22 protein-coding genes and 1 riboswitch are annotated in these 24,750 nt (G+C 53.4%); of the genes, 16 read left to right on the forward strand and 6 right to left on the reverse strand.

Annotated features, from left to right (window positions below; all coding sequences use genetic code 11):
* Positions 1–81 precede the first annotated feature (81 nt).
* From J2X61_RS31960 to J2X61_RS31970, 3 genes are all read left to right on the forward strand, one after another.
* Complete coding sequence (locus J2X61_RS31960) at positions 82–2,598, forward strand: S1C family serine protease (RefSeq protein WP_310193980.1); 2,517 nt, start codon at positions 82–84, stop codon at positions 2,596–2,598.
* The gene (locus J2X61_RS31965; RefSeq protein ID WP_274471770.1) at positions 2,595–3,053 is read left to right on the forward strand and encodes a VanZ family protein; all 459 of its coding nucleotides are present in this window, start codon (positions 2,595–2,597) and stop codon (positions 3,051–3,053) included. Before J2X61_RS31960 ends, J2X61_RS31965 begins: the two co-directional genes overlap by 4 nt.
* 88 nt (positions 3,054–3,141) lie before the next feature.
* Positions 3,142–3,396: a hypothetical protein gene (locus tag J2X61_RS31970; RefSeq protein WP_274471769.1), complete on the forward strand. Its 255-nt coding sequence runs from the start codon at positions 3,142–3,144 to the stop codon at positions 3,394–3,396.
* 52 nt (positions 3,397–3,448) lie between these two features.
* Here J2X61_RS31970 and J2X61_RS31975 read toward each other — a convergent pair whose 3' ends face one another.
* Positions 3,449–4,219: a pirin family protein gene (locus tag J2X61_RS31975; RefSeq protein ID WP_310193985.1), complete on the reverse strand. Its 771-nt coding sequence runs from the start codon at positions 4,217–4,219 to the stop codon at positions 3,449–3,451.
* 182 nt (positions 4,220–4,401) lie between these two features.
* Here J2X61_RS31975 and J2X61_RS31980 point away from each other — a divergent pair, with 182 nt between their 5' ends.
* Positions 4,402–4,821, forward strand: coding sequence for a BlaI/MecI/CopY family transcriptional regulator (locus J2X61_RS31980; protein WP_274471767.1), 420 nt, complete (start codon positions 4,402–4,404; stop codon positions 4,819–4,821).
* Between the two features lie 2 nt (positions 4,822–4,823).
* A complete protein-coding gene (locus J2X61_RS31985) occupies positions 4,824–5,666 on the forward strand; it encodes a M56 family metallopeptidase (RefSeq protein ID WP_310193988.1) in 843 nt (280 codons plus the stop codon).
* An 86-nt stretch (positions 5,667–5,752) separates the two neighbouring features.
* On the opposite strand, the gene J2X61_RS31990 is transcribed toward J2X61_RS31985, so the two are convergent.
* Both J2X61_RS31990 and J2X61_RS31995 read right to left on the reverse strand, forming a co-directional pair.
* Positions 5,753–5,929 carry a hypothetical protein gene (locus J2X61_RS31990; RefSeq protein WP_274471765.1) on the reverse strand — a complete coding sequence of 59 codons (177 nt, stop codon included), beginning with the start codon at positions 5,927–5,929 and terminating at the stop codon, positions 5,753–5,755.
* Between the two features lie 233 nt (positions 5,930–6,162).
* Positions 6,163–6,354: a hypothetical protein gene (locus J2X61_RS31995; RefSeq protein ID WP_310193991.1), complete on the reverse strand. Its 192-nt coding sequence runs from the start codon at positions 6,352–6,354 to the stop codon at positions 6,163–6,165.
* A 61-nt stretch (positions 6,355–6,415) separates the two neighbouring features.
* Between J2X61_RS31995 and J2X61_RS32000 the strand changes: the two genes are divergently transcribed.
* Both J2X61_RS32000 and J2X61_RS32005 read left to right on the forward strand, forming a co-directional pair.
* Positions 6,416–8,161 (forward strand): ABC transporter ATP-binding protein, encoded by a 1,746-nt coding sequence (locus J2X61_RS32000; protein ID WP_310193994.1) that lies wholly within the window; start codon positions 6,416–6,418, stop codon positions 8,159–8,161.
* 53 nt (positions 8,162–8,214) lie between these two features.
* Entirely contained in the window at positions 8,215–10,263 is a 2,049-nt protein-coding gene (locus J2X61_RS32005; RefSeq protein WP_310193998.1) for an ABC transporter ATP-binding protein, read from the forward strand.
* Positions 10,264–10,374: 111 nt separating this feature from the next.
* Here the strand turns inward: J2X61_RS32005 and J2X61_RS32010 are convergent, their stop codons facing one another.
* A complete protein-coding gene (locus J2X61_RS32010) occupies positions 10,375–11,340 on the reverse strand; it encodes a hypothetical protein (protein WP_274471762.1) in 966 nt (321 codons plus the stop codon).
* 200 nt (positions 11,341–11,540) lie between these two features.
* On the opposite strand from J2X61_RS32010, the gene J2X61_RS32015 reads away from it, so the two are divergent.
* On the forward strand, positions 11,541–11,897 hold the full coding sequence (locus J2X61_RS32015) for a hypothetical protein (protein WP_310194002.1): 357 nt from the start codon (positions 11,541–11,543) through the stop codon (positions 11,895–11,897).
* 37 nt (positions 11,898–11,934) lie between these two features.
* Here the strand turns inward: J2X61_RS32015 and J2X61_RS32020 are convergent, their stop codons facing one another.
* Positions 11,935–12,555 carry an NAD(P)-dependent oxidoreductase gene (locus tag J2X61_RS32020; RefSeq protein ID WP_274471995.1) on the reverse strand — a complete coding sequence of 207 codons (621 nt, stop codon included), beginning with the start codon at positions 12,553–12,555 and terminating at the stop codon, positions 11,935–11,937.
* A gap of 238 nt (positions 12,556–12,793) precedes the next feature.
* On the opposite strand from J2X61_RS32020, the gene J2X61_RS32025 reads away from it, so the two are divergent.
* The 3 genes from J2X61_RS32025 to J2X61_RS32035 all read left to right on the forward strand — a co-directional run bounded on the left by J2X61_RS32025 (position 12,794) and on the right by J2X61_RS32035 (position 17,222).
* Complete coding sequence (locus tag J2X61_RS32025) at positions 12,794–13,843, forward strand: chymotrypsin family serine protease (RefSeq protein ID WP_310194005.1); 1,050 nt, start codon at positions 12,794–12,796, stop codon at positions 13,841–13,843.
* 140 nt (positions 13,844–13,983) lie between these two features.
* Positions 13,984–14,715 (forward strand): 23S rRNA pseudouridine(2604) synthase RluF, encoded by a 732-nt coding sequence (gene rluF / locus J2X61_RS32030; RefSeq protein ID WP_274471759.1) that lies wholly within the window; start codon positions 13,984–13,986, stop codon positions 14,713–14,715.
* 149 nt (positions 14,716–14,864) lie between these two features.
* A complete protein-coding gene (locus J2X61_RS32035) occupies positions 14,865–17,222 on the forward strand; it encodes an S-layer homology domain-containing protein (protein ID WP_310194010.1) in 2,358 nt (785 codons plus the stop codon).
* Positions 17,223–17,308: 86 nt separating this feature from the next.
* Here the strand turns inward: J2X61_RS32035 and J2X61_RS32040 are convergent, their stop codons facing one another.
* Positions 17,309–17,473, reverse strand: a complete 165-nt coding sequence (locus tag J2X61_RS32040; RefSeq protein WP_274471757.1) for a hypothetical protein — start codon at positions 17,471–17,473, stop codon at positions 17,309–17,311.
* Between the two features lie 185 nt (positions 17,474–17,658).
* On the opposite strand from J2X61_RS32040, the gene ilvA reads away from it, so the two are divergent.
* From ilvA to J2X61_RS32065, 5 genes are all read left to right on the forward strand, one after another.
* Complete coding sequence (gene ilvA / locus J2X61_RS32045) at positions 17,659–18,915, forward strand: threonine ammonia-lyase IlvA (RefSeq protein ID WP_310194013.1); 1,257 nt, start codon at positions 17,659–17,661, stop codon at positions 18,913–18,915.
* A gap of 62 nt (positions 18,916–18,977) precedes the next feature.
* Positions 18,978–19,065: riboswitch (cyclic di-GMP riboswitch) on the forward strand.
* Positions 19,066–19,148: 83 nt separating this feature from the next.
* Complete coding sequence (locus tag J2X61_RS32050; RefSeq protein ID WP_310194015.1) at positions 19,149–20,672, forward strand: putative bifunctional diguanylate cyclase/phosphodiesterase; 1,524 nt, start codon at positions 19,149–19,151, stop codon at positions 20,670–20,672.
* A 273-nt stretch (positions 20,673–20,945) separates the two neighbouring features.
* Positions 20,946–22,013: a BMP family lipoprotein gene (locus J2X61_RS32055; RefSeq protein WP_274471754.1), complete on the forward strand. Its 1,068-nt coding sequence runs from the start codon at positions 20,946–20,948 to the stop codon at positions 22,011–22,013.
* A 123-nt stretch (positions 22,014–22,136) separates the two neighbouring features.
* Entirely contained in the window at positions 22,137–23,678 is a 1,542-nt protein-coding gene (locus tag J2X61_RS32060) for an ABC transporter ATP-binding protein (RefSeq protein WP_310194019.1), read from the forward strand.
* Positions 23,671–24,750, forward strand: a complete 1,080-nt coding sequence (locus tag J2X61_RS32065) for an ABC transporter permease (RefSeq protein WP_274471752.1) — start codon at positions 23,671–23,673, stop codon at positions 24,748–24,750. Before J2X61_RS32060 ends, J2X61_RS32065 begins: the two co-directional genes overlap by 8 nt.

Consider the following 24,750-nt stretch of genomic DNA (forward strand, 5'->3'; position numbering starts at 1 on the left):
AAATTTGTGTTGTCTCTCTATGTTAAATATGCTAGATTCTAGCTACTGTCATATTTTGTTAAGAGGGGAAGACCACAAACCATGGGGAATTGGAACGTTTTTAAGAAAAAGGGATTCGCAGCGCTGCTAGCGGCTTTCATGATCGTTACTTGGCAAGGTCCGGCGCCCGCGTCTGCAGCCGAAGTGAATGCGGAGATTCCGAAGGTCATCGAGAAGACCACGCCGTCCGTCGTGGCCATTATCGGCAAGCCTTCTTATGATGCGGATAAAGCGCTGGAGAAGAACCGGTTCAATCTTGCGCACGGTACCGGCGTCATTGTCGCATCCGATGGGGTCATTGTGACCAATGCGCACGTCGTTAAGGATATGAAGAACATTGTGGTCGTCACCTCAGACGGAACAACCTATAACGGGCATGCCACGAATGTGGACGAGGAGAGCGACCTGGCTTTGGTCAAAATCGAAGCTACCGGCCTATCGCCGGCGACATTCGCCTCTTCCTCCGATATTCACGTCGGGGAGACCGTAGCGGCGATCGGAACGCCGATTTCCTTCGCCTTACGGAACTCCGTCACGGTCGGCATCGTCAGCGGACTTGACCGTTCGGTGAGCTCGCAGTACCAGCTTATTCAGACCGATGCCGCCATTAATCCCGGCAATAGCGGTGGGGCGCTGATCAACATGAAAGGCGAGGTCATCGGCATTAATACGATGAAATATGCCGATTTCGGCGTTGAGAACCTCGGCTTCGCCATTCCGGTCGATACGGTTCAGTATGTATTGAAGCATTTCCAGCTGTACGGCAAGGTGAAGCGCCCTTATTTGGGATTGGAGCTGGAAGAAAGTTGGGAGGCCGTCGTCGGTTTGCCGAGCTCAACGGGTCTGCGCGTTGCGTATGTCGATCCGGATTCGCCGGCTGCCGCGGCAGGGATCGAGCAGGACGATCTTGTCGTATCTATCGGACCCAGCAAAGTGAAGACGCTCGTTGATTATAACGAGGCGATCAAGAAGTATTTGCCGGATGAGAAGGTGGACGTGTCCATTCAGTCCGGAGGCTCCGTCGTTACGAAGTCCGTAACGCTTGGCGAGGCGCTCCATACGGAGACGAAGTGGACGCAGCAAGCGGACGGGGAGGACCTCGATGCGGACCGCGGCAAAACGAAAATCGGGGACAGCCACTTCGGCTGGTCTATGAAATATCCGGCTGGCCTTGTGAAGGGGCGGCAGTCCGAAGACGGCGATTCCGTCAACTTCGCGGATGCGAAAGGGGAATTCTCGCTGTCCATTCAGGTGGAAACGGAGAGTGACGAGCTGTCTCCTCCGGCACTGCTGGCGAAGCTGACGGGCGGCGGGGAAGACGAGTACGACTATGACGATTATGGAACGCCATCGACGATTCTGGAGCGACAATACGTGAAGCGGGGAGAGGCTCCTTTCGCCAAAATTGTCGGCCGTTCCGGCGACGACGGCTACATCCAGACCCGCGGGTATCTTCACGAAGGGAAGCTGTACACAGTGCAGCTATTTGTATCCAAAGATGCCTATAATAACAATTTTAAGCAAAATAGCTTCAACGATCTGCTAGATTCTTTCAAGCTCGCGTTCAATGCAAAGGACGAATCGCTCCGGGATATCTCCGTCTACTCGGATGAGAATACGACTTATACGAATGAGTACGGCTTATCGTTCGATCTGCCTTCCACCTGGCAGAGAGCCGGCTATACCGGCGGTTCGACGTTCTTCAGCGACGATTGTTCGCAAATGCTCCAAGTGGAAGTGACTTCAGCTTCCTCCGGGGATACGCTGGCCGCATGGGTGCAGCGGGAGCGCGAGCAATTCGAAGCGCAGTATGTGCCGGAGTACCGCAAGGTTGAGAAGCCCGAAGAGCTGACTTTGGCCGGCGTGCCTGCACTGAAGGTAGCCTTCGCCGCCTCGCTGGGAAATAAGTGGAAAGCGGGATATTCTCTCTTTTTCATGAAAGATAAGTATAAGTACGAAGTTCAGCTGAATTACCCGCAGGAAGAAGCTGATGCCGATCTCCAAGAGCTCTTGCAGACGCTGGTCTCGACAATCGATGTGGATAAAAACAGCATGGATCCGGAATTGGGCTTCATTCAGGATCTCGATGAGCTGATGGACCCGGATCGTACCGTCACGTACAAGAACGCGAAATATAAATACGCACTGCAGATTCCGGAAATTTGGACAAGCAGTAAGTCCTATGACAACAAAGATCAGGCGAGGCAATCGTTCCTCTTCACCGGAGGGTATATGACCATTGACGCGGATAACCAAGCTTCCTATGAAGAAGCCGTGAAAGACGCGGACGATGAGCAGAAGAAGAGTCAGGAGAACGATAGCGAGTACAGATATACGGGTTCGGAGACGACGATCCTTGGCGGTCTGAAAGCGAAGAAATATGAGATCAACTACGTAACTTCGAAGATTCCTTACCAGGAAACCGTTTATATTTTTAATCAAAATCAAATTACGTATACCGCGACGCTGCGGATGGATGAGGCTGTGAGCACGGAGGCGAACGAAGCCAGACTTGCCAAGGCTTTCGCTTCCTTTCGACTCTTGGAAGCTTCCAAATGAGAAGGAGCCAAGCCCGTTTGCTCTTATGGCTGATTTTCACCGGTTACACGAGTTGTTTGGTGTATTGGATGTTTCTCGGCTTTGGGCGAAGTGTGAGGATGGAGGGATCGCTAGCCTACAATGTCATTCCGCTGCAGACCATCGGTCTGTACATCCGGCACTTCGACTCGTTTCCGATACGCACCTGGACCATCAACGTGCTCGGTAATATCGGCGTGTTCATGCCATTTGGGCTATTGCTTCCCCTCCTGTTCAGAAGGGCTCGGGAGTACCGCGGGTTTCTGCTGCTTTTTACCGGTCCGCTGGCTGGCTTGGAGCTTCTGCAGATGGTGCTGCGGGTGGGCAGTCTGGACGTTGACGATGTGATACTGAATGTGCTTGGAGCAAGCAGCGCGTATATCGTCTGGAAAGTCTCCGACCGGCGCTGGGCGGTCAAGCGGGTTGAAGTGAAGTGAGCGAAACGAAGGGTATAAAAGGGGTGGAAATGCCTCAAGCTAAGTAAAGCCCTTGTAACGATTTCAACTCTGAGGAGGCTCATCAACTATGACCAAGCAAGATTCTAGCCTGCAGTCACAGAATCCGATCTCATCCGCACAAAATTCCGTCGATAATGTCCATCAAGCCGTTAATCATGCCATGTCGCACCCTACGCCGCAAACGCTGCAGGAGGCCCGCAATGCCATAGGCAAAGCGGAGAACTCGCTGGACCAAGCGGCTGATCAATCCGATGCGCCGGCTGTGCAGCAAGCGATCGAATCCTTGAATGAGGATGAAGCGAGACTGCAATCCCTGGAATAAGAAGAAGGGCTATTCCTCAGCAGCTGACTGCTGGCGGAATAGCCCTTTATTCTTATTTCCGGTATAGCGCGTACCCCGGATCCTTCGGGACGTCGATGGCGATGAGACGCATGCCTTGATCCGCATCGGCCTGTAAGCGAAGGGTTTCTCCGCCGGGAAGATCCGTCCCTGCAATGACGAACTCCTTATGAGTCAACGCTCGCGGCGAGCTGCCGTCCGCCGCTGTGCCTTGTCCTCTAATCACGAGGAAGGCCAGTTGGCGGTTCGGATCGAGGGAGTAAGTGAACGCTGAGCCCGGCTCAAGAAGCCAATCGTACATGTTCACATCGGTATCCAGTTGAATAGGCGCACTGCCGCCGATGACAGCCTTCGCGGTGACGCCCTCTTGGCGGCTTACCGGGAATTGGCCGTGGTCGTACTGATTGTAGGTCGCAGGCTTCTTCACCGTCTCGCTGAGGTGGGGCTCGAACCAGATCTGCATGCCCTCTGTGCCTGCGCTCCGGAACGCTTCGGAGTGGAAGACCCCGGATCCGGCCTGAATCACTTGGGCCCCGCCGTTCGTCACCGTTTCCAATGAGCCCAGCGAATCCCGGTGTTCCACAAGGCCTTCAATGACATAGGTGACGATCTCGAACGCTTTGTGGGGATGCATGCCAATCTCCGCCACATCGGTCGCATGGCCCCATGCCCAGTAAAATAGGGGGCCGACGCGGTCAACGGCCGTTTTCTCGCCGGGAAAGCTGATAGCGCGCTGTTCCAGGAATTTGCCTCCGTCAAAAGCCCCTGTACCTTGTTGGTCCGCGGAAAAAGTTTGTATATGCATAGCCATCGCTCCCTTACTTTAAAATATTTAATTACTTATTTTATGTAAGTATTATACCTTGTTTTTCGCCTTATGTAAAGGAGGCAGACAGGAGGGGCTGGTCATGCCTGCTTCCCGGCGATATGTCTTGACTTTCAGGCGCTGTACCTACTACAATTTGTAGTGTAAGGAGTGAGCCTCTTATGAAAATGCATAACTTTAAATATGAAGGAAGCGGGCTTAACCGCTTTTTCGGCCCTCTGGAGGCCAAAATAATGGAAATTCTCTGGAACGAAGCCGGAGAACTCACGATCAAGGACGTCCAGTTGAAGCTGGACAACGATGCGAAGTCGAACAATTTCAACACGGTGATGACCGTGATGAACCGCTTGGTGGACAAAGGCATTTTACAGAAAAAGTCGGTTGCCCGCTCTTCGCTGTACCGGCCTGTCGTGACCAAAGAAGCGTTCATGGAAACGCAGTCGAAGGAGCTTACGCTTGACCTGATCGAGGAATTCGGCTCTTTGGCCGTGACCCACATGGTGGATGCGCTGGATAAAGTGGATCCCGGGCTGCTCGACCAGTTGGAACAAAAAATCAAAGAAATGAAAAAGGACCGGTAACCATGATGATGGAAAAGCGATTGAAATGGCTGTTTGCTGCTTCTTTGGCCGTGTCAGGGGTTGCGCTAGTACAGATGCTGCTTTATGCGTGCCAGCACCTCTTGGGATGGAGATCGCCTTATAACATCTTTGATTTGTGCGTGATTTTATTTGAAAAGCTTCATGTGCCTGCCCCGATTGCCTTCCAGATTGTGAATGCGCTTGTCCTCTATACGCTGAGTGCCGTCGTCTTCTTAACGGCTCGGCAAATGTTCCAGGCATGGAAAGCGATGAAACTGGTTGAGAAGCATCAAGATGCGGCCTTGACGCTGCGTTATCGCGTCGATCATCTCTTGGCTAAGCACCAGCTACAAGTCATCTCGGCCAAGAAGCCGATCGCGATGACGATCGGCTTGCGGAAGCCGCGGATCATCCTTTCGACCGGACTGCTCGGCATGCTGGAGCCCGGCGAGCTTCAAGCGGTGATCGAGCATGAGAAAAGCCATCTGAAGCATCGCGACCCGCTGGCGATTTTCCTGCTTTCGGTCATCTCCAAAGCGATGTGGTATATCCCGATCTTCGCGTGGCTGGAGCGCAAATACCCGATTATGATCGAGCTCCGTGCCGATCAGTATGCCATCGGTCAAATGAGCCAGACTACGGATTTGGGCAGCGCGCTGCTCAAGCTGCTGAAGCAAACGCCAAGAATGCACTTATCTTTATCCCACGCCTCCTTCGCGGAAACGTCGATGAACCTCCGGATCCAGCATCTTCTGGATCCGCAAACGAATTTGCCCTTGCCCTTGCCGTTCGTACGGCTTGCGATCTCGATATGTATGTTTATCCTGCTGATGGGACTCATCTAGAGTCCTGGCACACCTGCCAAAAGGGGTATCTACCAGATCTTCGGACCTGGAGATACCCCTTTTTGTGATGTGCGTATGTCGATAGATCAAGCAGGCTCGTCCAGCTCCATTTCTTCCAACGTGTAACGATTCTCCCACAGGAAAACGATATCGTACTGTGTCGAATCCCGCTTAATAAACCGGGCGATAAGCGCAACGACACCCCCGATGATGACCCCGAACGCGAATATCCAGCCTATCAATTCAAACACTTGGTCGACCATGCACATTCACTCCCTTGTATGCCAGGTGTACCGCCACATTCTATAAATATGCCGCGCGAATTTGAAACATGTGTGACAATTCGGATAGTTGGTTATAGTCTTTTTCTCCGATTGACACAGGCTTGATTAGGGTGTTAAGATCACCTCTGTAAGCGCAGTTATACAACTTTTGGAAATGATGAGGACGCAAGCGGTTGCGGTCAAGAAGGAGGGTTTCAAGATGATTGTGTTGTTTACAGACGGGCATGTACAGTTGAATCGCCAAGCAGCTCACCAACTAATTTCATACGAAGTAACCCGCCTGTCTGCCGGAACGAAAGCGCCTTGAAGGAGTTCGTTCGGCTGCTGCCACCCTTCATATACGCTGATGGAGCGCGGGTTACGAAGAAGTTCGTAACGAGCGCTTTTTTATTGGGAAAAGGCATATCGCTGCGTGCGGTATGCCTTTTTTTGTGCGAATAATCAAGTAAAGGAGTGATTGTCCCGATGTTTACGGTATTGAAAAAATTAGCGTGGTTCTTCCGCATGAATTGGAAAAGATACACGATCGCCATCGGATTATTGATCATCGTCGGCATCATCGATGTTATCCCGCCGAAGCTGATCGGCTACGCGATCGACGGCATTCACATGGGAACGCTGACCGGCAGCAAGCTGTTCCAGCTGCTGGCTTTCTGGGGCGCGCTCATCGTAGCCGGTTACGGGTTGTCCTACATCTGGCTGTATAAGCTGTTCGGAGGAGCCTTCGTGCTGGAACGCGTGCTGCGTTCCCGGCTGATGAGACATTTGCTGCGCATGACGCCAACCTTCTATGAGCGCAACCGCACTGGCGATCTGATGGCCAGAGCGACGAATGACCTGCAGGCGGTCTCGACGACAGCGGGGTTCGGAATTCTGACGTTCGTGGATTCTACGCTGTTCATGCTGACTATTCTGAGTATGATGGGCTTCTTCATCTCTTGGAAGCTGACGTTCGCCTCGATTCTGCCGCTGCCTTTCATGGCGGCCGCGATTACGATTTACGGGGGGCGCATTCATGAGAGATTCATTCGCGCTCAGGATGCTTTCGGCCAAATGAATGACCGGGTGCTGGAGACGATCGCCGGGGTGCGGGTGATCCGCGCTTTCGTTCAGGAGAAGGCCAGTGAGCAAAGCTTCAAGGCGATGACGGACGACGTATTCCGCAAAAATATCGCAGTGGCGCTGATCGACGCTCTTTTTGAACCAACGGTCAAAATTCTCGTCGGTATTTCCTATTTGATCGGGCTTTGCTATGGCGGGTATATGGTTTTTCACAGTGAATTAACGCTTGGGGAGCTGGTCTCCTTCAATACGTTCCTTGGCATGCTGATCTGGCCGATGTTCGCGATCGGCGAGCTGATGAACATTATGCAGCGCGGGAATGCCTCGCTTGACCGGGTGAATGAAACGCTGGGCTACAAGCCGGACGTTCAAGACGCCCCGAATGCGACGACGCTGCTGCTGCCGAACTCCATTCGCTTCACAGATGTAACGTTCCGCTACCCGTCATCGTCCATCGATAATCTCGTGCGGATCTCCTTCCATCTTGAGCGGGGGCAGACGCTGGGCATCGTGGGCCGCACAGGCAGCGGGAAGACGACGCTGCTTAAGCAGCTGCTGCGCGAGTATCCGCTAGGCCAGGGATCCATTACGATCTCGGATACGCCGGTCGAGCAGTTGAGCATCGAAACCGTCCACGGTTGGATCGGGTATGTGCCGCAGGAGCCGATACTTTTCTCCAAAACGGTGAAAGAAAACATCATGTTCGGCCGCAGCGAAGGTACGGAGGAGCAGCTTATTCAAGCATTGGAGCTTGCCGCCTTCCGCAAGGACGTCGAATTCCTGCCGGAGGGGCTGGAGACGATGGTCGGGGAGAAGGGCGTAGCCCTGTCCGGCGGTCAGAAGCAGCGGGTCTCCATTGCGCGGGCGCTGTATGTCGATCCGGAGATTCTCATGCTGGACGATGCGCTCTCCGCGGTGGATGCCAAGACAGAGGCGGAAATTATCCGCGGCATTCGTTCGGAACGCGCAGGCAAGACGACCTTGATTACTACGCATCGCTTGTCGGCGGTGCAGCATGCGGATTGGATTATTGTGCTCGATGAGGGGTATATCGTCGAGGAAGGGACGCATGAGCAGCTTCTGGCGCTCGGCGGCTGGTATAAGGAGCAGTATGACCGTCAGCAGCTAGAGGAGCAAACAAAGGTATAACTTTACGCTTGATTAGATGATAGATATCTGGGGAAAAGAAGGTGAGAACCGGAATGAAACAAACAGGATTACGATTATTTCAATACGCCGCGATCTTCAAGAAGCCGCTGCTCATCGCGCTGCTGTGCTTATCCGTCGCTGTTGCGACCGAGCTGGCGGGGCCCTTCATCGCTAAGAAAATGATCGATACGCATATTCTCGGCATCGAGAAGCCGTGGTACGAGACGACATCGGCGGTGCAGACGGAGCATGCGGTGCCGAGAGGCGGAGGCTTCTATAAGCGGAGCGACCACTTCGCGGCAGGGGAGCTGCGCGGGCAGGAGGTTCGCATTCTTCAAGTGGGCACCCAATTCGTATGGGTGAACGGGCCGATTGCCTTCGACGGAGCGCGAACGCTGACCGGAGATGGCAAGCTGGCGATCAGGCAAGGGACGGAACAGGCTCAGTACGATGTCCAGAAGCTGAGCGTTGCCGAGCTGTACACGTTCTACAAGCCGGAATTTATTAGCTTGATGAAGCTCGCCGGCCTTTATTTTGGGCTTATCGTGATCGGAGCGGGTTTCACGTATGGCCAGCGTTATCTGCTGCAATCGGCGGCGAACCGGATTATCCAGCGCATGCGCAGCGACGTATTCGCCCAAATTCAGCGGCTGCCGATCAACTATTTCGACAACCAGCCGGCGGGTAAAATCGTGTCGCGGATTACGAACGACACCGAGTCGGTGAAGGACCTATACGTGCAAGTGTTGGCGAACTTTTTTACGGGTACGATCTATATTGTCGGCATCATTATTGCTTTATTTATTCTAGACTACCGCCTGGCGTTATTTACGCTGCCGATCCTTCCTCTGCTGTATGCTTGGATCATTGTGTACCGCAAGTACGCGTCTCACTATAATCACGAGATTCGCGAACGGATCGGGTCCATTAACGGAATGATCAATGAGGCGATCCAAGGGATGACGATTATCCAGACGTTCCGCAGGCAGAAGGAAACGACGCAGGAATTCGAACAGCTGAACGACGAGTATACGAAGTATCAAAACAAATTGCTGAGCTTGAACTCGCTCACGTCACATAACCTGATGAACGTGGTGCGGAATCTGTTCTTCTTTGGCTTGATTTGGTACGTCGGGGGCAGCTCGCTGCACTCGCTGATCACGGTGGGCGTGCTGTACGCATTCGTGGATTACTTGAACCGCATGTTCCACCCCATGGTCGGGATTGTCAACCAGCTGCCGAACCTGGAGAGAGCCATCGTATCGGCGGACCGGGTGTTCGAGCTGCTGGATGAGAGCGGCTTGGCCGTAGCGGAAGGGAAGGCGGAGCGTTATCAGGGCAACGTGAAGTTCGAGGGCGTCCGGTTCGCTTACAAAGAAGGGGAAGACGTGCTGAAGAACATCTCCTTCGAGGCGAAACAGGGGCAGACCGTAGCGCTTGTCGGGCATACCGGGTCAGGCAAAAGCTCCATCCTGAATCTGCTGTTCCGCTTCTACGATGTGAATGAAGGCCGCATCACCGTCGACGGCCGCGATGTCCGCGAGATGCCCAAACAGCTGCTCCGGCAGCACATGGGCATCGTGCTTCAAGACCCGTTCCTGTTCACAGGGACGATCGCTTCCAACGTATCGTTGGACGATCCGTCCATCACCCGGGAACGGGTGGAGCAGGCGCTGCGCGAGGTTGGCGCAGCGGAGATGTTTCAAAGCCTGCCGCACGGCTTCGACGAGCCCGTGATCGAGAAGGGCAGCACGCTGTCGGCCGGGCAGCGGCAGCTGATCTCGTTCGCCAGGGCGCTGGCGTTCGACCCGGCGATCCTGATCCTCGATGAGGCGACGGCCTCCATCGACACGGAAACCGAGGCGGTCATTCAGGCCGCGCTCGAGGTGCTGTCGAAGGGTCGGACCACCTTCATCATCGCGCACCGCCTGTCGACGATCAAGAGCGCCGACCAAATTCTCGTGCTCGACCACGGGGAGATCGTCGAGCGGGGCAACCACGAGGAGCTGATGGCGCTCCACGGCCGGTATTATCAAATGTACCAGCTGCAGCAGGGACATTCGGATACCGCTACAGCCGCCGATAGCGAAGTGCGGTTGTAGCATAAAGACCGTCAGGCCGAATGAACCGTCCCCCAATTGTTAGACAGAGTCTAACCTTGGAGGTGCGGTTCAGGAGGGCTTGACGGTCTTTTTTTGGGCGCATGCTGCCGATCAAGGCTGCTCGTTATCGCGCCGACATACGGTGAGGCTGCACGCTTTCAGTAAATTATCGGCGTAGGCGCGCTGCAGCTCCTGTACGGACATTGCGTCATATTTCCGGCGCAGATGCTCGATCCGTCCGGGATCGGGCTGCTGCGTGTCCTTCTTGCCGGTCGGTGCGCAGGTCTGGATGAACAATTCCTGGAATTCCACGAGCGGGATCAGCAGCTTGGACCAGATATCCGGCGAAATCTCTCGCTCGATGGCGTGCAGCGCAAATTCGGCGAACAGGAAGTCTACGGCGGGATCCGGCTCCAAATGTCCGGGATATTTGCTGCTGCGCAGCTCCCCGTTTCCATACAGCTCGAAGCCGGTTTGTACGGCTTCATAATCCAGCTGCCCGTCATGGTCGTGAAATTCCGAGTAAAGCTCCAATTGTGCGTCCGACAAGTACCTCAAATCCTGATCATCCAAGGCGGGCAGCTCGCCTGCCTGCGGAATGCGCTTCGATCTGGCAGCCAGCTCCCGCAGCGCAACCCGGGCCTGCAGCGTCTGTTCGGCCCGCTGAACGAGGTCGCACAGCCGGCGCCTTTCTTCCGGCGGGATGCGGCTGATATTGGCCGCTAGAGCAGGGCGGAACCGGCAGGCATACGCTTCGAAAAATTGCTGATACCGGATGATCGTGAAGTCGATGTTCGCAATTTCGGAGCGCACGAGGTGTCCGGCTATATCGTGATCGTTGATTTCGGTCAGAAAGAAGTTGACGGAGGCTCCGCTGTGCAGTTTGATGAAGTTCCACTGATTGTAACGAAGAGGCGGAGAGGAAGCATCGTTCGTAAGCAGGGAGCTCCGCGATAGATGACCGCCCAAATAATAGGGATTCATGTACGTAAGAAAAAATTTGAACACGTGGTCTGTCGTCACTGCCAGTTCAACCCAGCGATTCAATAAATCCGATGACGGCGCATATTTTCTCATGGGCGATTTCTCCTTAGCACAGAATAATCCCAATAATGTATGTCCCATTAACGGAAAATAGAACCGGAGCCGGCGATAAGGGCATTCAGGGCCTCGTTTGTGGGAGATATTCCCCTTACGCACATCGAAGCTCGTTGCTTCGCGTCATACGCAAATGGACGGAAAAGAAGGTACTTTTCCTTTTTCGCGCATGCTACAATATGAAGGTAGAAATCATTTCCTTTGCAGAATGGAGGGGCTATATGCGTTCAGATACGATTCGTTTGCTTAATCTGCTGCAGCTGCTGTCCGAAATTGCTATTGCCGTCGGGTATTTGCTGGGACTGATCCCATTCGTGTACCTGTGGTCATGCGCATGGGTCATTCCGCTCGTGTTCGCCAATCTGGTCTTTGCGATTCTGACTCACAACGGCACCACGATGAAGACGGCTATTAATATCGTCATGTCTTTCTTAAGCTTCATTCCGGTCGTGGGCTACTTGTTCCGGATCGCAGGTATCGTCATTTCGGGGCTGAATCTCGCTGCCTTATCGAAGGAAAGAGCGAGACGCTATTAAAAAAGGATGGAAGCCTGCTACAGGCTTCCATCCTTTTTTAATACGCGATGCCGACCCGGCATCCGACATACTCCCCATGGCAGGCGACCCTGTACGTGAAAGCTGCCGTATCGCCGACCGAGATCGACGTGCCGCCCTCCGGCAGCACATCGCGTGCTGCGCGGTACGTGCCGAGCGCCTCGCCGTCCGGCAGATAGGTCGGACAGACGACCGTCCATGCCAGTCCGGATGCGGCGAGCCGCTCCCACGCCCGGCGGTGCTCCTCTGCGGCCCGCGTGGAGGAGCGTCTGGCGTCCGGCGCCTCGTAGCGGAGCAGCCCGGGATGCGTGGCGCTCTGCAGAATACCGGCTGTGCCGACGGAGACGATGCGGTTCACGCCGCGCTCTTTCATCGCATCGATGAGCAGCGGGATCGCCTCCGTGAGAACTGTGCCGCCATCGGTGCTGAGGCAGCTGATAACGGCGTCTGCGCCCTGCAAGGATCGCCGGATGTCCGCAGCGCTGCGGGCGTCGCCTTGCAGCAAGGTAAGCCCGTCCGAGGTCTGCCGCACGCTGCCCGGGCTGCGAACGAGCGCCGTAACCTGATGGCGATCCGCCAGGGCCAATTCCAGAACGCGGGCTCCTACTCGGCCGGTAGCCCCCAAAATAAGTACATGCATATATAATCTCCTTATTCTTATCATTGTACTCTATTATACGCTTCTTACGGCTGCAGCCCAAATGACAGGTACAAGCAACCGTGGCTATTCATCTATTTGTTGCAGTGCTAGGTTAATAGAGGAGACAAACTGCCGCTAGGCGTCATACGCTGATACATCCCCTTATAAAAGGAGAATGCATATGGCGACTTTTTACGAGGCTTTAAGGCACAATGAGAGGCTTTACCCTATGTTGAGCATGCCGGACGTTACCGGCACAGGCGTAGGCTTCGCGGACCCGGGCAACCCCGGGCGCGGTGCGGCGATTATCGTCTACACGCGCAAAGGCGCGGCAACGACGGCAATCGGCAAGAGCATCGCCAGGATGGTCGGCCCCAGCATTCCCGTGCGTTTCATTGCATCCGGTCTTTTCAAACCGAATACCGTTGTAGAGCCTAAGAAAATCGCCCGGTCGATGAAGTCGCCTGCGAAGCGGTTCCGGGCGGCGCAGTTCAGGGGCAAGCATCGTCCGGTTCCAGGCGGCGTCAGTATCGGCAGAGAAAACCGGGGCACGGGGACCTGCGGACTGATCGTTATCCAGAACGGCCAACTCCTGATGCTCAGCAATAATCACGTGCTGATTACGGAGAACCGTTTCGGCGCTAACATTATTCAGCCGGGGAATCTGGACGGAGGCGTCAATGGAACGGATCGTGTCGGCACGACGTTCCGGTTCGTCCCGTTTAATTTGACAGGCCCTAACTTTATGGATGCCGCAACGGCTATTCCATTCAACAACGGCTTGCTGACACCGCGATATTTGGTAAGCAGTACTGGCCAATTCGTGAACCCGCGCGGCCATTTGCTCAGCTACCGAGTAGGCGACCGCTTCTTCAAGTCGGGGCGCACCACAGGTCTGGTTACCGGTACCGTCGAAAGTATCGGCGTCACAACGACAATTGGGCCGTACCCTGAACTGGGAGGCGCTAACTTGCAATTCCGCAACCAGACGGTCCTTACGTCTTCGACCAACATCTCCCTGCCCGGGGACTCCGGCTCCGTCTGGATGCGAGGACAGTTCGCCGCAGCGCTCAACTTTGCAGGAAGCGGTCCGCGCTCCATCTCCACGCCGATTGCCAGTGTGATGAATACGTTCAATATCCGCGTTGCGGTTCTGGCGAGAACAGGCACATACAAAGCGGGTGCGGCGATTAATCCTGCGCCTGGTGGCAATTATTCATATGTCCGGCCATTGACGCCTGCACAACGCAAATACGTGCGCGTCGTTAAAGCTGTGCCCAAGTCATAGGTCGGCAGGAACCGCCTCATCCATCGGATTGTGGGCGGTTTTCTTTTTTAGAGCAAGCGAACTTGAACCGAAGTAACGAATCCAGCATAATAGGAGTTATCTATCGAATAGGATTACGGCAAAGAAGGGATCTCCCAAGGATGAGAATCAATAAGTATATTAGTGAAACAGGCGTCTGCTCCAGGCGGGAAGCGGACAAGTGGGTGGAAGCGAAGCGCGTTACGATCAACGGTGAAGTCGCCTCGCTCGGAAGCGTGGTAGGACCGGGCGATGAGGTTCGGGTTGACGGCAAGCCGATCGGCGAGAAGAAGGAGCACGTTTACATAGCGCTGAACAAGCCTGTGGGGATTACAAGCACGACGGAAGCCCACGTGAAAGGAAACATCGTTGATTTTGTCGGTCATAAGGAACGGATCTTCCCTATCGGCCGGCTGGACAAGGATTCCGAAGGGCTTATTCTCCTGACGAATAACGGAGACATTGTGAATCAGATTTTACGCGCGGAAAATAATCATGACAAAGAGTATATCGTGACGGTGAACCGTCCGATCACTCCGATGTTTCTGAAGGGGATGGCCGGCGGTGTCCGCATTCTCGGTACGGTAACGAAGCCTTGTGAGATCTATCCGGTTGGTGAGCGGGTGTTCCGCATTATTCTGACTCAGGGGTTGAACCGGCAAATTCGCCGTATGTGCGAAGCGTTCGGATACCGGGTTGTGCGGCTGCAGCGCGTCCGGATTATGCATATCCATTTGGGCAATTTGAAGGTGGGCCGGTGGCGCGATTTGACACAGGGGGAAATGAAGGAACTGATGCAAACGCTCAGTCAGGAAGGCTCCCGGCAAGGCGAAACGCCAGGCCGCTCTAAGTGATAACGGCACATGTCCGTACTTCGGTTGATCCGGGGGCGGGGATGTGCTTTTTTATTTTTATTTTTTGTGAATTTGCAGCAACCTTTTTCCAGTTCGCAGCGTCAAGGAGTATTATGGAAATATTTGCGCTCTGAAGGAGGAAGATTTCTTTGAAAATCGTCAAACAAGCAGGTACGCTTATGCTCGCTTCAAGCTTGCTGCTTACGGCTGCTCCGGCTGTCTGGGCTAATGAAGTCAGCGTCGACGCCAAGACTATCAGCATCCCGGCATATCCAGGCGGCGGCGAAGGCCAAGTGCTCGATGCCAAAATCACCAAGGAACAAGCGCTGGAACGTGCGAAGTCGTACATCGCCCTGCCCGAAGGCTACACGATGCAATCGATCAGTCTGAACGCTTACTGGGGGATGGGCGGCCGTAATTTCCCAACGTGGAACATCAGCTATGTGAAGAAAGTGAAAGAGAAGAACTACGGGTACATGAACGTGTCCATTAACGGTTTGGACGGCTCGCTGACCGCCTATTCCATGAACGACAACGACCCGGACCGCAAGCCCAGCTACCCGCCGAAGGTAGATTTCCAAGGGGCCAAAGCTGTCGCTTCCGCCTTCATTGCCAAAGTAAATCCAGACAAGCAGCATGAGCTTGTGTATAACGATTCGGAAGAGAAGGCGTTCCGTACGCCGTTGAATGGCAATTATCAATACAATATCCGGTTCGACCGTTCCGTAGACGGGGTCCCCTTCGCCATGAACGGGGTTTCGGTAAGCGTGAACGGGGATGGCGAAGTCACGAATTATAACTACAATTGGATGGATAACGTCACGTTCCCGACCGGCGTGAAACCGATTGCCCAGGAGAAGGCGGCGCAGTTGTTCCATGACAAGGCGGCAATGTCGCTGCTGTATCAGATTCCATATGGGGCCAAGGGGAAGAAGCTGCCCATTCTGTCGTATATAATGGGCGGATTCTCGCTGAACGCGGAAACAGGCGAGCCGTGGAATCCGGGTCCCCAGCTGGCGGTAGGGAAGCCCCTCACCGACAAACCGCTCGCTGAGCTGCCTGCAGCCACGCTCAATCTAACGAAGGAAGAAGCGGCGAAGAAGGTAGCGGCAGCATTCAACCTCCCGGCAGACTACAAGCTGCAGGAAGCTAGCTATAATGAATCGACGAATCCGGAAACCGGACAGACCGACTCGTACTGGAATTTGAACTGGACGGTCACCTCCGAGAAGGACCCTTCCGGCAAGCTCGGTTCGAGAGGCGCATGGGCGGGAGTGAACAGTACAACCGGAGCAATTACGAGCTTCAACAGCTACATGCCATATGGACCGGAGGGGGATAAGGAAATTGTTGGGAAGATTTCCCTGGATGATGCGGTAGCGAAGAGCGTGGAGTTCGTCAAAAAGCAGATTCCGGCTTACACCGATCAACTGGTGCTGAGCGTTCAAGCGGAGAAAGATATTCCCGCTGAGCAGCTGAAGCATATGCGGAATTGGAACATCAGCTTCAACCGGGTCATCGATGGCGTGATCGCCGGCCAAGAAACTGTATCGGTCAGCATTGACCGCGTGACCGGTGAGATGGTCAGCTATCAGTTCGGTTTGAGCAACATGCCGTATCCGAAGCAGAAACCAGAGGTGTTGGCGCTGGATAAAGCCAAGGATCTGTGGCTCTCCCAATTTGACATCAAACTTAATTATGTTCTGGAGGATGGCGGCTACAATGGCCCGATCCCGTTGGAGAAATACAATGTGATGGTGGCAGCCGGAGAGATGCCTCCGACCGCTGCTGCAGCGAACAAGGACGAGAAGCTGCAGGCTAAGCTGGTCTACACGCTCAACCCCAAATTCAACCGCGAGCCCTTCCTGTTGGATGCGCAAACCGGCGTATGGCGGAACAGCCAAACCGGCGAAACGGTGTCCTTGGATAAAGTGACGGTAAGCGATATTGATAATCACTGGGCTAAGAACGAGCTGCAGCTAATGCTCGATTATCAAGCTTTGGATGTGCAGGATGGCAAAGTGAACCCGGATCAACTGATTAAGCGTGGCGAGCTGGTCAAAATGCTGGTCATTGCCATGAACGGCGGCAACGGCGGCATCTATTACGGAGCTGAACGCAAGGCGTCCTTCGCCGATGTGAGCAACGCTTCGCCGTATTTCGCTTATGTGGAGAATGCCGTGGACCGTGGCTTGCTCGAGGCGGGTACGGAGTTCAACCCGGAAGCGACGCTCGACCGTGAAGAGATGGCGCAGCTGATCGTGAAGGCGCTCGGTTACAAGAGCCTGTCGCAATACGACGGCGTGTTCAATTCGCAGTTCGCTGACGCCGCAGAGCTTAAGGATGTGGGCGTGGCGGCCATCGTGCTAGGGCTGAACATTATGACGCTTACGGACGGGAAGTTCGCACCGCAGCAAGAAGTCTCCAAAGCGCAGGCAGCCAGCGCCTTCTATCGCTTCCTTCAGAAGCGTGCCGAGCTGCAAGAGCCTCCTCGCTACTACTACTAGGATAACGATTCGCTGCAAGTGAAGAGGGCTGCCGGAAGTAGTCGTAACTACTTAAGGCAGCCCCTTTCTATTGCCGTATAACGATCTTAGAACAAAGGAAATACATATTGAACGAGGAAGTACAGAATGCCGAAGGTGATGACGATGTAAGCCGCATACTTGATGAAAGTCGATGCTACTAAGCTGGAATCCGATTTCTTCTCCACATGGCGTTCTTCGATTTCATAGTTGCGTGATGGCTGAGTCGACATAGCGATCACTCCTTTGCAGGTTCTTGTTTCTTTAATACCCTCAGGGATGGGATCTGAAACAGAGACTTTTATGAAGCTTGCGGAACCTTTCCAATAATATTCTCGTACAGCCGCTCTGAGATATGCTACAATAATCTTTAAATTTTTCATTCGCATATTTTGGAGAGAAAGGAAGTAAGAGAAGAATGGTTGTTTCCGGAAAAGTAGGTTTGGAAGAAATTATTAGGGCCAATCATGTGCTCAGCAAGGTGATCGAACCGTCGCCTTTACAACGCAATGAGCTGCTCTCTAACTTGTATGAATGCAACGTTTATTTGAAACGTGAAGATATGCAGGTCGTCCGGTCGTTCAAAATTCGCGGCGCGTACAATGTCATTCAAAGCTTGACGCCTGAGGAACGCGAGGCGGGTGTCGTGTGCGCCAGCGCGGGCAACCACGCGCAGGGAGTGGCGTACTCCTGCAAGCAGCTCGGCATCGAAGGCAAAATTTTCATGCCGACAACGACGCCCCGACAGAAGATTTCGCAGGTGAAGCTGTTCGGCGGGGCTTTCGTCGAGGTGATTCTGACGGGGGACTCCTTCGACGATTCCTCGGCGCAGGCCAAGGCCTATTGTGAGAAAGAGAACAAGGTGTTCATTCATCCGTTCGATGATATTCGCACGATTGCGGGGCAAGGAACGGTCGGTCTCGAAATTATGAACCAAATGTCGGATACGCCGGACTTTATCTTTGCAACAATCGGCGGAGGCGGGCTTGTGGCAGGCGTTGCAACTTATGTGGACAGCGTTTCGCCGTACACGAAGATTATCGGCGTTGAGCCGGAGGGCGCTGCCAGCATGCAGGAGGCACTGAAGCAAGGCAAGGTTGTGACCTTGAATTCCATCGAGAAATTCGTGGACGGCGCGGCCGTGAAACAAGTCGGTGAACTGACGTTCGAGATCTGCAAGGAGAAGCTGGATGACATCGTGATTATTCCGTCCGGTAAGGAGTGCACGACAATCCTTGAGCTGTACAATAACAATGCGATCGTGATCGAGCCGGCGGGTGCGCTGCCCGTTGCGGCGCTTGATGCATACCGGGAGCAAATTCGCGGCAAGAACGTCGTCTGCATCATTAGCGGCGGTAATAACGATATTGACCGGATGCAGCAAATCAAAGAGCGTTCGCTTATCTATGAAGGCCTAAAGCATTACTTTATCCTCAACTTCCCGCAGCGTGCAGGCGCCTTGCGCGAATTTCTGGAGGAGGTACTGGGACCTACGGACGATATTACCCGGTTCGAGTATACGAAGAAGAACAACCGTGACGATGCGCCCGCTCTGGTCGGCATTGAGCTGAAAAACAAAGATGACTACGAGGGGCTCATTGAGCGCTTGTCCCGCAAGGACTATGGATACATCGAAATCAATAAGGACCCGAAACTATTTAATTTACTAATTTAAGTAAAAATAGCCAAAATGAAAGCCTCTGTGATATAGTTATATAGTCCCGTTTTTTACCTGAATATGGTTAAAGGCAAACTTGCCGAAAGGTAAGGACGCAAAGCTCCAGGTCTTAGGTTGCCTTGCAACGATGACGGCTGAGCTGCCGAGAGGATGCAGTTTACCGATACAGGTGCGCCTACGGCTATTCCAAGTGGAATAGCCTTTTTTGATGATTGAATGGAGGTTCCCCGATGAGAAGCTTACTCTTGAAGTGGATTGAACGGATACAGGTGCAGGAACAGCGCTATGTGGGCATTCTGGCCTTCTTTGTACTGACCGTCAATCTGCTTGCAGCCGCTTCTTTCAGATTTACGCCGCTGCTGTTACTGTGGTTGCTGGTTCAAGCCTTGGTCTGCCTCTTGGTTGCCATATGGATCCGCCAACTGCGGCTGACGCAGAGGCAAGAGGAAGAGAAGAGCAAACAGCTTGCGTATTTGGCCTATCATGATACGTTGACGGGTTTGCCTAACCGCCGGTTGTTCGATGACCGGTTGAAGCGGGCCTTGCTGCATGCGCAGCGCAATGAAGAGCTGGCTGCGGTCGTCTTCCTGGATATGGACCGGTTCAAAGAAGTGAACGATTCCTTAGGTCACGCCTATGGGGACCGTCTGATTCGTCAGGCAGCCGATAGATTGCTAGGCTGTCTGCGCGGTTCGGATACGGTCTACCGGCAGGGCGGGGACGAATTTATTATATTGCTTGAAGCTTTCGCCAAGCCGGAGGATGTCAGAGTGGTGGCCTCGCGTATCCAGGCGGTATTGGATGAGCCGTTCATACTGGACGGGAAGCCGGTTATCATCACGGCTAGCATGGGCATTGCCCTGTACCCGCTGGACGGCACCCAGCCCGAGCAGCTTCTGCAATATGCGGACGATGCCATGTATACAGCCAAAAGTCTTGGTAACAACCGCTTCCAATTCTACGCCTCCGAAATCGATGTCATGGTAAAAAGTAAAGCTCACATGGAAAGTGAGCTGCGCACTGCGTTGGAGCGCCAGCAGTTCGAACTGTTGTATCAGCCGCAGTATGAGATCGCGAGCCGCCGGCTCATCGGGATGGAAGTCATCTTGCATTGGGACCAAGCAGGCAAGCGGCTCTCCTCGCCGGTGGACTGGAGGAAGGCGGCCGAAGAGCTGGGCCTTATGGTCCCGATCGGCACATGGGCGATTCGGACGGCGTGCAGGCAGCTGCAAGCGTGGCAGGATGCTGGGCATAAGCCCTTGAGAATGACGATGCCGATCACGGCTTCGCAGTTCAAAGATGCAGGCTTCACGATGGAAGTCGCACAGCTGCTGCAAGAAACGGGCATTGATCCTGGGCTGGTCGAGCTGGATCTGACGGAGAGCATCACATCTTCCAACGTGCAGGAAGCCAGCGAGAAGCTGATTCTGCTGAAGAGGCTGGGCGTGCGCATCGCCATGGATGACTTGAGCACGGGGCTGTTAACGCGAAGCGGTATGGAAGGCTTGCCATTCGACAGTGTGAAGCTGGACAGCACGTTGATCAGGGATTTGGTCGAAGACGACGAGAACAAGCAGCTGGCTGTCGCCATCACGCGCATGGCTGAGCGCTTGGGACTGAAGCTGATTGCGAAAGGTGTCGAAACCGAGGAGCAGCTCGAATATTTGAAGTTTTTGCGGTGTTCGGAAGTGCAAGGACAGTTGTTCAATCCCCCTTTATCCCCGCGCGATTTCCTACGTTTAATGGCCGATTAGATTTTATAATGGGTCATCTAGATTTTATTAACCGATGGTTGTATAATCAGTAATTGGGGCTTTGAACCTATATTGTGGGGCTTTACAAAAAGATCATGTCAACTTGTTTTACATAACGAATTATGTTTAATTACGCGTGGATTTCTTTTCTCCCATCATCCAAAATGATACACTCAATCTATCGTAAGCATTACATAATTGAACTTGATCTGGCCATACTATAATTTGGGATTCAAGGTACAATTTTAAATTTATCTTTTGGGGGTAACATTGATGAAAAAAGTACTCACAACGGCGCTTATGGCAGTAACGGTTTCCGCGCTTGCTTTGGCGGGTTGCGGCAAAAAAGAAGAAACGCAACCGGCGGCCTCTGCGACTCCGGCAGCTAGCAGTGCGGCATCCGCAGCACCGAGCAACAACAGCGGTAAAGATTTCAAAATCGGCATGGTTACTGACATCGGCGGCGTAAACGATAAATCTTTTAACCAAAGCGCATGGGAAGGCCTGAAAGGGCTTGAGAAACAAACAGGCGCAAAAGTGAAAAACCTGGAAAGTAAAAGCGACGCGGATTATGTGCCGAACTTGAACCAATTCGTGAAGGATAACTACAACTTGACTTGGGGAATCGGCTTCTTGATGGGCGATGCGCTTAAAACGGTTGCAACGCAAAATCCGAACGCGAAGTTGGCGATCATCGATAACGTTGTGGAAGCTCCTAACGTGGAATCCGTTACGTTCTCCGAGCAAGAAGGTTCCTACCTCGTAGGGGTTGTAGCCGGTCTTACGACAAAATCCAACAAAATCGGTTTCGTCGGCGGTATCGACATTCCGGTTATCAAACGCTTCGAAGCTGGTTTCGTTGCCGGCGTGAAGGCCGTTAACCCTAGTGCCACGATCAAAATCAACTACACAGGCGCATTCGACAAGCCTGACCTTGGGAAAGCGGCGGCAGCTACGATCTACAACGACGGCGCGGATATCATTTTCCATGCTGCAGGCTCCACAGGTAACGGCGTATTTAACGAAGCCAAAGACCGTGTGAAATCCGGTAAAAAAGTATGGGTTATCGGTGTAGATAAAGACCAGTCCCTTGAATTCGGCGACGAAGTGACATTGACGTCCATGTTGAAGCGTGTCGACAATGCGGTTGCACGTGTGTCCAAGGACCTGATCGACAACAAATTCCAAGGCGGCAAAGTCGTGACATTGGGTCTGAAAGATGACGGCGTAGGTCTTCCGGAAACTTCCAAGAAAAACGTATCCGCCGAAATCTTGAAAAAAGTTGACGAGTACAAAGCAAAAATCATCAGCGGCGAAATTAAAGTTCCTGAGAAACCATAATAGGTGCATACAAGGCATAGCGGTTACGAACGATAGGTTTGCTTATGTTCAAACAAGGCTAGTTATACTAACTAGCCTTGTTCTTAGTTTAAGGTAATAAAAAATTGATCCTAGGGTGATCTGATGAGTGAAGTAGTCCCTGTTGTTGAACTTAACGGCATAACCAAGCGGTTCCCGGGCATTGTGGCGAATGACGCCATCTCGCTGAAGCTGATGAAGGGTGAGATTCACGCTCTGCTTGGTGAGAACGGCGCGGGTAAATCCACGCTGATGAATATTTTGTTCGGGCTGTATCAGCCGGACGAAGGTCACATTAAAGTGCAAGGCAAGGAAGTTGCGATTGACAGCCCGAATCGGGCGATTGAGCTGGGCATCGGGATGGTGCATCAGCATTTCAAATTAGTTCAGCCGTTTACCGTAACGGAGAATATCATTTTGGGCATGGAGCCCAAAAAAGGGCTGAATGTCGATTACAAGACTGCGCAAGAGAAAGTGCGCAAGCTCTCTGAGCAGTATGGGCTTCGCGTGGATCCGAAAGCCAAGATCGAAGACATTTCCGTCGGCATGCAGCAGCGCGTTGAAATCTTGAAAACGCTGTATCGCGGCGCCGATATTCTCATTTTTGACGAACCGACAGCAGTACTGACGCCGCAAGAAATTAGCGAATTGATGGTGATTATGCGCAATCTCGTGAAAGAGGGCAAATCCATCATTCTCATTACACATAAGCTGAAAGAAATTATGGAAATTGCAGATACGGTGACGATTATCAGACGGGGCAAAGTGATTGATTCCATCGCTAGCGCCACCGCGAATCCGCAAATTCTGGCCGAGAAAATGGTCGGCCGGGATGTCTCTTTCAAGGTGGATAAGAAAGAGGTCAAGGTTGGAGAGCCCGTTCTTCAGGTCAAGAACTTGGTTGTGCGGAATCAGCAGGGACTGGCTGCGCTCAAGGAGCTTAACTTCGAAGTGCGGGCAGGGGAAGTGCTGGGCATCGCCGGCGTGGACGGCAATGGACAGAGCGAGCTGATCGAAGCGTTGACGGGGTTGCGCCCGGTTGATCGTGGACAAGTGCTGCTCGCCGGAAGCGACATTACGAATATGACGCCGAGACAAATCTCGGAGGCAGGTTTGTCGCATATTCCCGAGGATCGGCATAAGCATGGGCTTGTCCTTGATTTCTCCATGAGCGAGAATATGGTATTGGAGACGTACTTCCACCCTGCTTACAATAAGGGAGGATTCCTCAGTTACGAGGCGATTGACCGCCATGCGGAAACGCTGATCAAGCAGTTCGACGTGCGGACGCCGAGCATTTACAATAAAGCCCGTTCTTTATCGGGGGGCAACCAACAGAAAGCAATTATTGCCAGGGAAATACACAAGAATCCAAATCTGCTCATCGCGGCGCAGCCTACGCGCGGACTGGATGTCGGTGCGATCGAATTCGTGCATCGCCAATTGATCGAGCAGCGGAACAAAGGCAAGGCGGTGCTGCTGATTTCTTTCGAGCTGGATGAGATTATGAACGTATCGGACCGCATTGCCGTTATTTATGAAGGACAGATTGTGGGCGAAGTGCTTCCGCAGGAGACGAACGATCAGGAAATCGGACTTCTCATGGCCGGCAGCAAGCGCACGGGGAAAGGAGCGGCTCATGAATAAGGTTGCTCGTATTTTTACAAGTGAATCCGCGGTGAATCCGATCGTTGCGATTGTGCTCGGGCTCCTGTTCGGAGCGCTCGTCATGCTGGCCGGCGGCTACAATCCGATAGCGGCCTACGGGGCGCTGTTCGCACGTGTATTCGGCAACTCGTACGACATCGGGGAAACGATCCGGGCGATTACACCGCTCATTTTGACGGGGCTGTCCGTCGCCTTTGCCTTCCGCACGGGCTTGTTCAATATCGGTGCCGAGGGGCAGTTCGTGATGGGCATGACAGGGGCTACCCTCATCGGTGTGAAAGTGACGGGTCTTCCTTGGATCATTCATGCTCCGTTAGCGGTCATCGCGGGTGCATTGCTTGGCGGTCTCTGGGGAGCTATCGCCGGCTATTTGAAAGCCAAACGCGGCGTTAACGAAGTTATTACCACGATTATGCTCAACTGGATCGCACTGTTCCTGTCCAATTATATCGTGAATACGTTCCTATTAGAGCCTAAGCAGCAGCGCTCTTATATGATTCAAGAGACGGCTTCACTCAGCATCGGTTGGTTGTCCGATTTGATGAATCATGCGCGGATTCACTGGGGCATCCTGGTGGCGCTCCTCGCAGCAGTCGTATTCTATGTGATTCTATGGAAAACGAAGCAGGGCTACGAGCTGCGCGCCGTCGGCCATAACATCGACGCCGCGAAGTATGCGGGGATGAACGTGAATCGCAACATTATCAAAGCGATGTTCATTTCCGGTATTTTCGCCGGGCTGGGCGGCGTCTTTGAAATTCTCGGCGTGTTCCACTATCAGGTCGTTGCCGCGGGTTCCCCGGGTTATGGGTTTGACGGCATCGCTGTGTCCTTGTTAGGCGCTAACAATCCGCTCGGGATTGTCCTCGGAGCCGCGCTGTTCGGCGGTTTATCTTACGGATCAGCGGGGATGAGCTTTGGTGCCGATGTGCCGCCGGAGATTATCCGTATCGTCATCGGTTCGGTTATATTCTTCGTAGCTACGCAAGGCATCGTCAAATGGGTGCTCATCCCGTTCTATAGCAAACGCAAGAAAGAGAGGGCGTCGTAA

Source organism: Bacillus sp. 3255, from assembly GCF_031456485.1.
Taxonomy (GTDB): Bacteria; Bacillota; Bacilli; order Paenibacillales; family NBRC-103111; genus Paenibacillus_E.

Excerpts from the sequence above, each read along its gene's own strand:
- J2X61_RS31985 (WP_310193988.1), top strand. The coding sequence starts at position 4,824 with ATGATGATGGAAAAGCGATTGAAATGGCTGTTTGCTGCTTCTTTGGCC.
- rluF (WP_274471759.1), top strand. The coding sequence starts at position 13,984 with ATGAGAATCAATAAGTATATTAGTGAAACAGGCGTCTGCTCCAGGCGG.
- ilvA (WP_310194013.1), top strand. The coding sequence starts at position 17,659 with ATGGTTGTTTCCGGAAAAGTAGGTTTGGAAGAAATTATTAGGGCCAAT.
- J2X61_RS32060 (WP_310194019.1), top strand. The coding sequence starts at position 22,137 with ATGAGTGAAGTAGTCCCTGTTGTTGAACTTAACGGCATAACCAAGCGG.
- J2X61_RS31980 (WP_274471767.1), top strand. The coding sequence starts at position 4,402 with ATGAAAATGCATAACTTTAAATATGAAGGAAGCGGGCTTAACCGCTTT.
- J2X61_RS32000 (WP_310193994.1), top strand. The coding sequence starts at position 6,416 with ATGTTTACGGTATTGAAAAAATTAGCGTGGTTCTTCCGCATGAATTGG.
- J2X61_RS32055 (WP_274471754.1), top strand. The coding sequence starts at position 20,946 with ATGAAAAAAGTACTCACAACGGCGCTTATGGCAGTAACGGTTTCCGCG.
- J2X61_RS32010 (WP_274471762.1), bottom strand. The coding sequence starts at position 11,340 with ATGAGAAAATATGCGCCGTCATCGGATTTATTGAATCGCTGGGTTGAA.
- J2X61_RS31960 (WP_310193980.1), top strand. The coding sequence starts at position 82 with ATGGGGAATTGGAACGTTTTTAAGAAAAAGGGATTCGCAGCGCTGCTA.
- J2X61_RS32005 (WP_310193998.1), top strand. The coding sequence starts at position 8,215 with ATGAAACAAACAGGATTACGATTATTTCAATACGCCGCGATCTTCAAG.
- J2X61_RS32015 (WP_310194002.1), top strand. The coding sequence starts at position 11,541 with ATGAAGGTAGAAATCATTTCCTTTGCAGAATGGAGGGGCTATATGCGT.
- J2X61_RS31965 (WP_274471770.1), top strand. The coding sequence starts at position 2,595 with ATGAGAAGGAGCCAAGCCCGTTTGCTCTTATGGCTGATTTTCACCGGT.
- J2X61_RS32025 (WP_310194005.1), top strand. The coding sequence starts at position 12,794 with ATGCCGGACGTTACCGGCACAGGCGTAGGCTTCGCGGACCCGGGCAAC.
- J2X61_RS31995 (WP_310193991.1), bottom strand. The coding sequence starts at position 6,354 with ATGCCTTTTCCCAATAAAAAAGCGCTCGTTACGAACTTCTTCGTAACC.
- J2X61_RS32050 (WP_310194015.1), top strand. The coding sequence starts at position 19,149 with ATGAGAAGCTTACTCTTGAAGTGGATTGAACGGATACAGGTGCAGGAA.
- J2X61_RS32020 (WP_274471995.1), bottom strand. The coding sequence starts at position 12,555 with ATGCATGTACTTATTTTGGGGGCTACCGGCCGAGTAGGAGCCCGCGTT.
- J2X61_RS31970 (WP_274471769.1), top strand. The coding sequence starts at position 3,142 with ATGACCAAGCAAGATTCTAGCCTGCAGTCACAGAATCCGATCTCATCC.
- J2X61_RS31975 (WP_310193985.1), bottom strand. The coding sequence starts at position 4,219 with ATGCATATACAAACTTTTTCCGCGGACCAACAAGGTACAGGGGCTTTT.
- J2X61_RS32040 (WP_274471757.1), bottom strand. The coding sequence starts at position 17,473 with ATGTCGACTCAGCCATCACGCAACTATGAAATCGAAGAACGCCATGTG.
- J2X61_RS32065 (WP_274471752.1), top strand. The coding sequence starts at position 23,671 with ATGAATAAGGTTGCTCGTATTTTTACAAGTGAATCCGCGGTGAATCCG.
- J2X61_RS31990 (WP_274471765.1), bottom strand. The coding sequence starts at position 5,929 with ATGGTCGACCAAGTGTTTGAATTGATAGGCTGGATATTCGCGTTCGGG.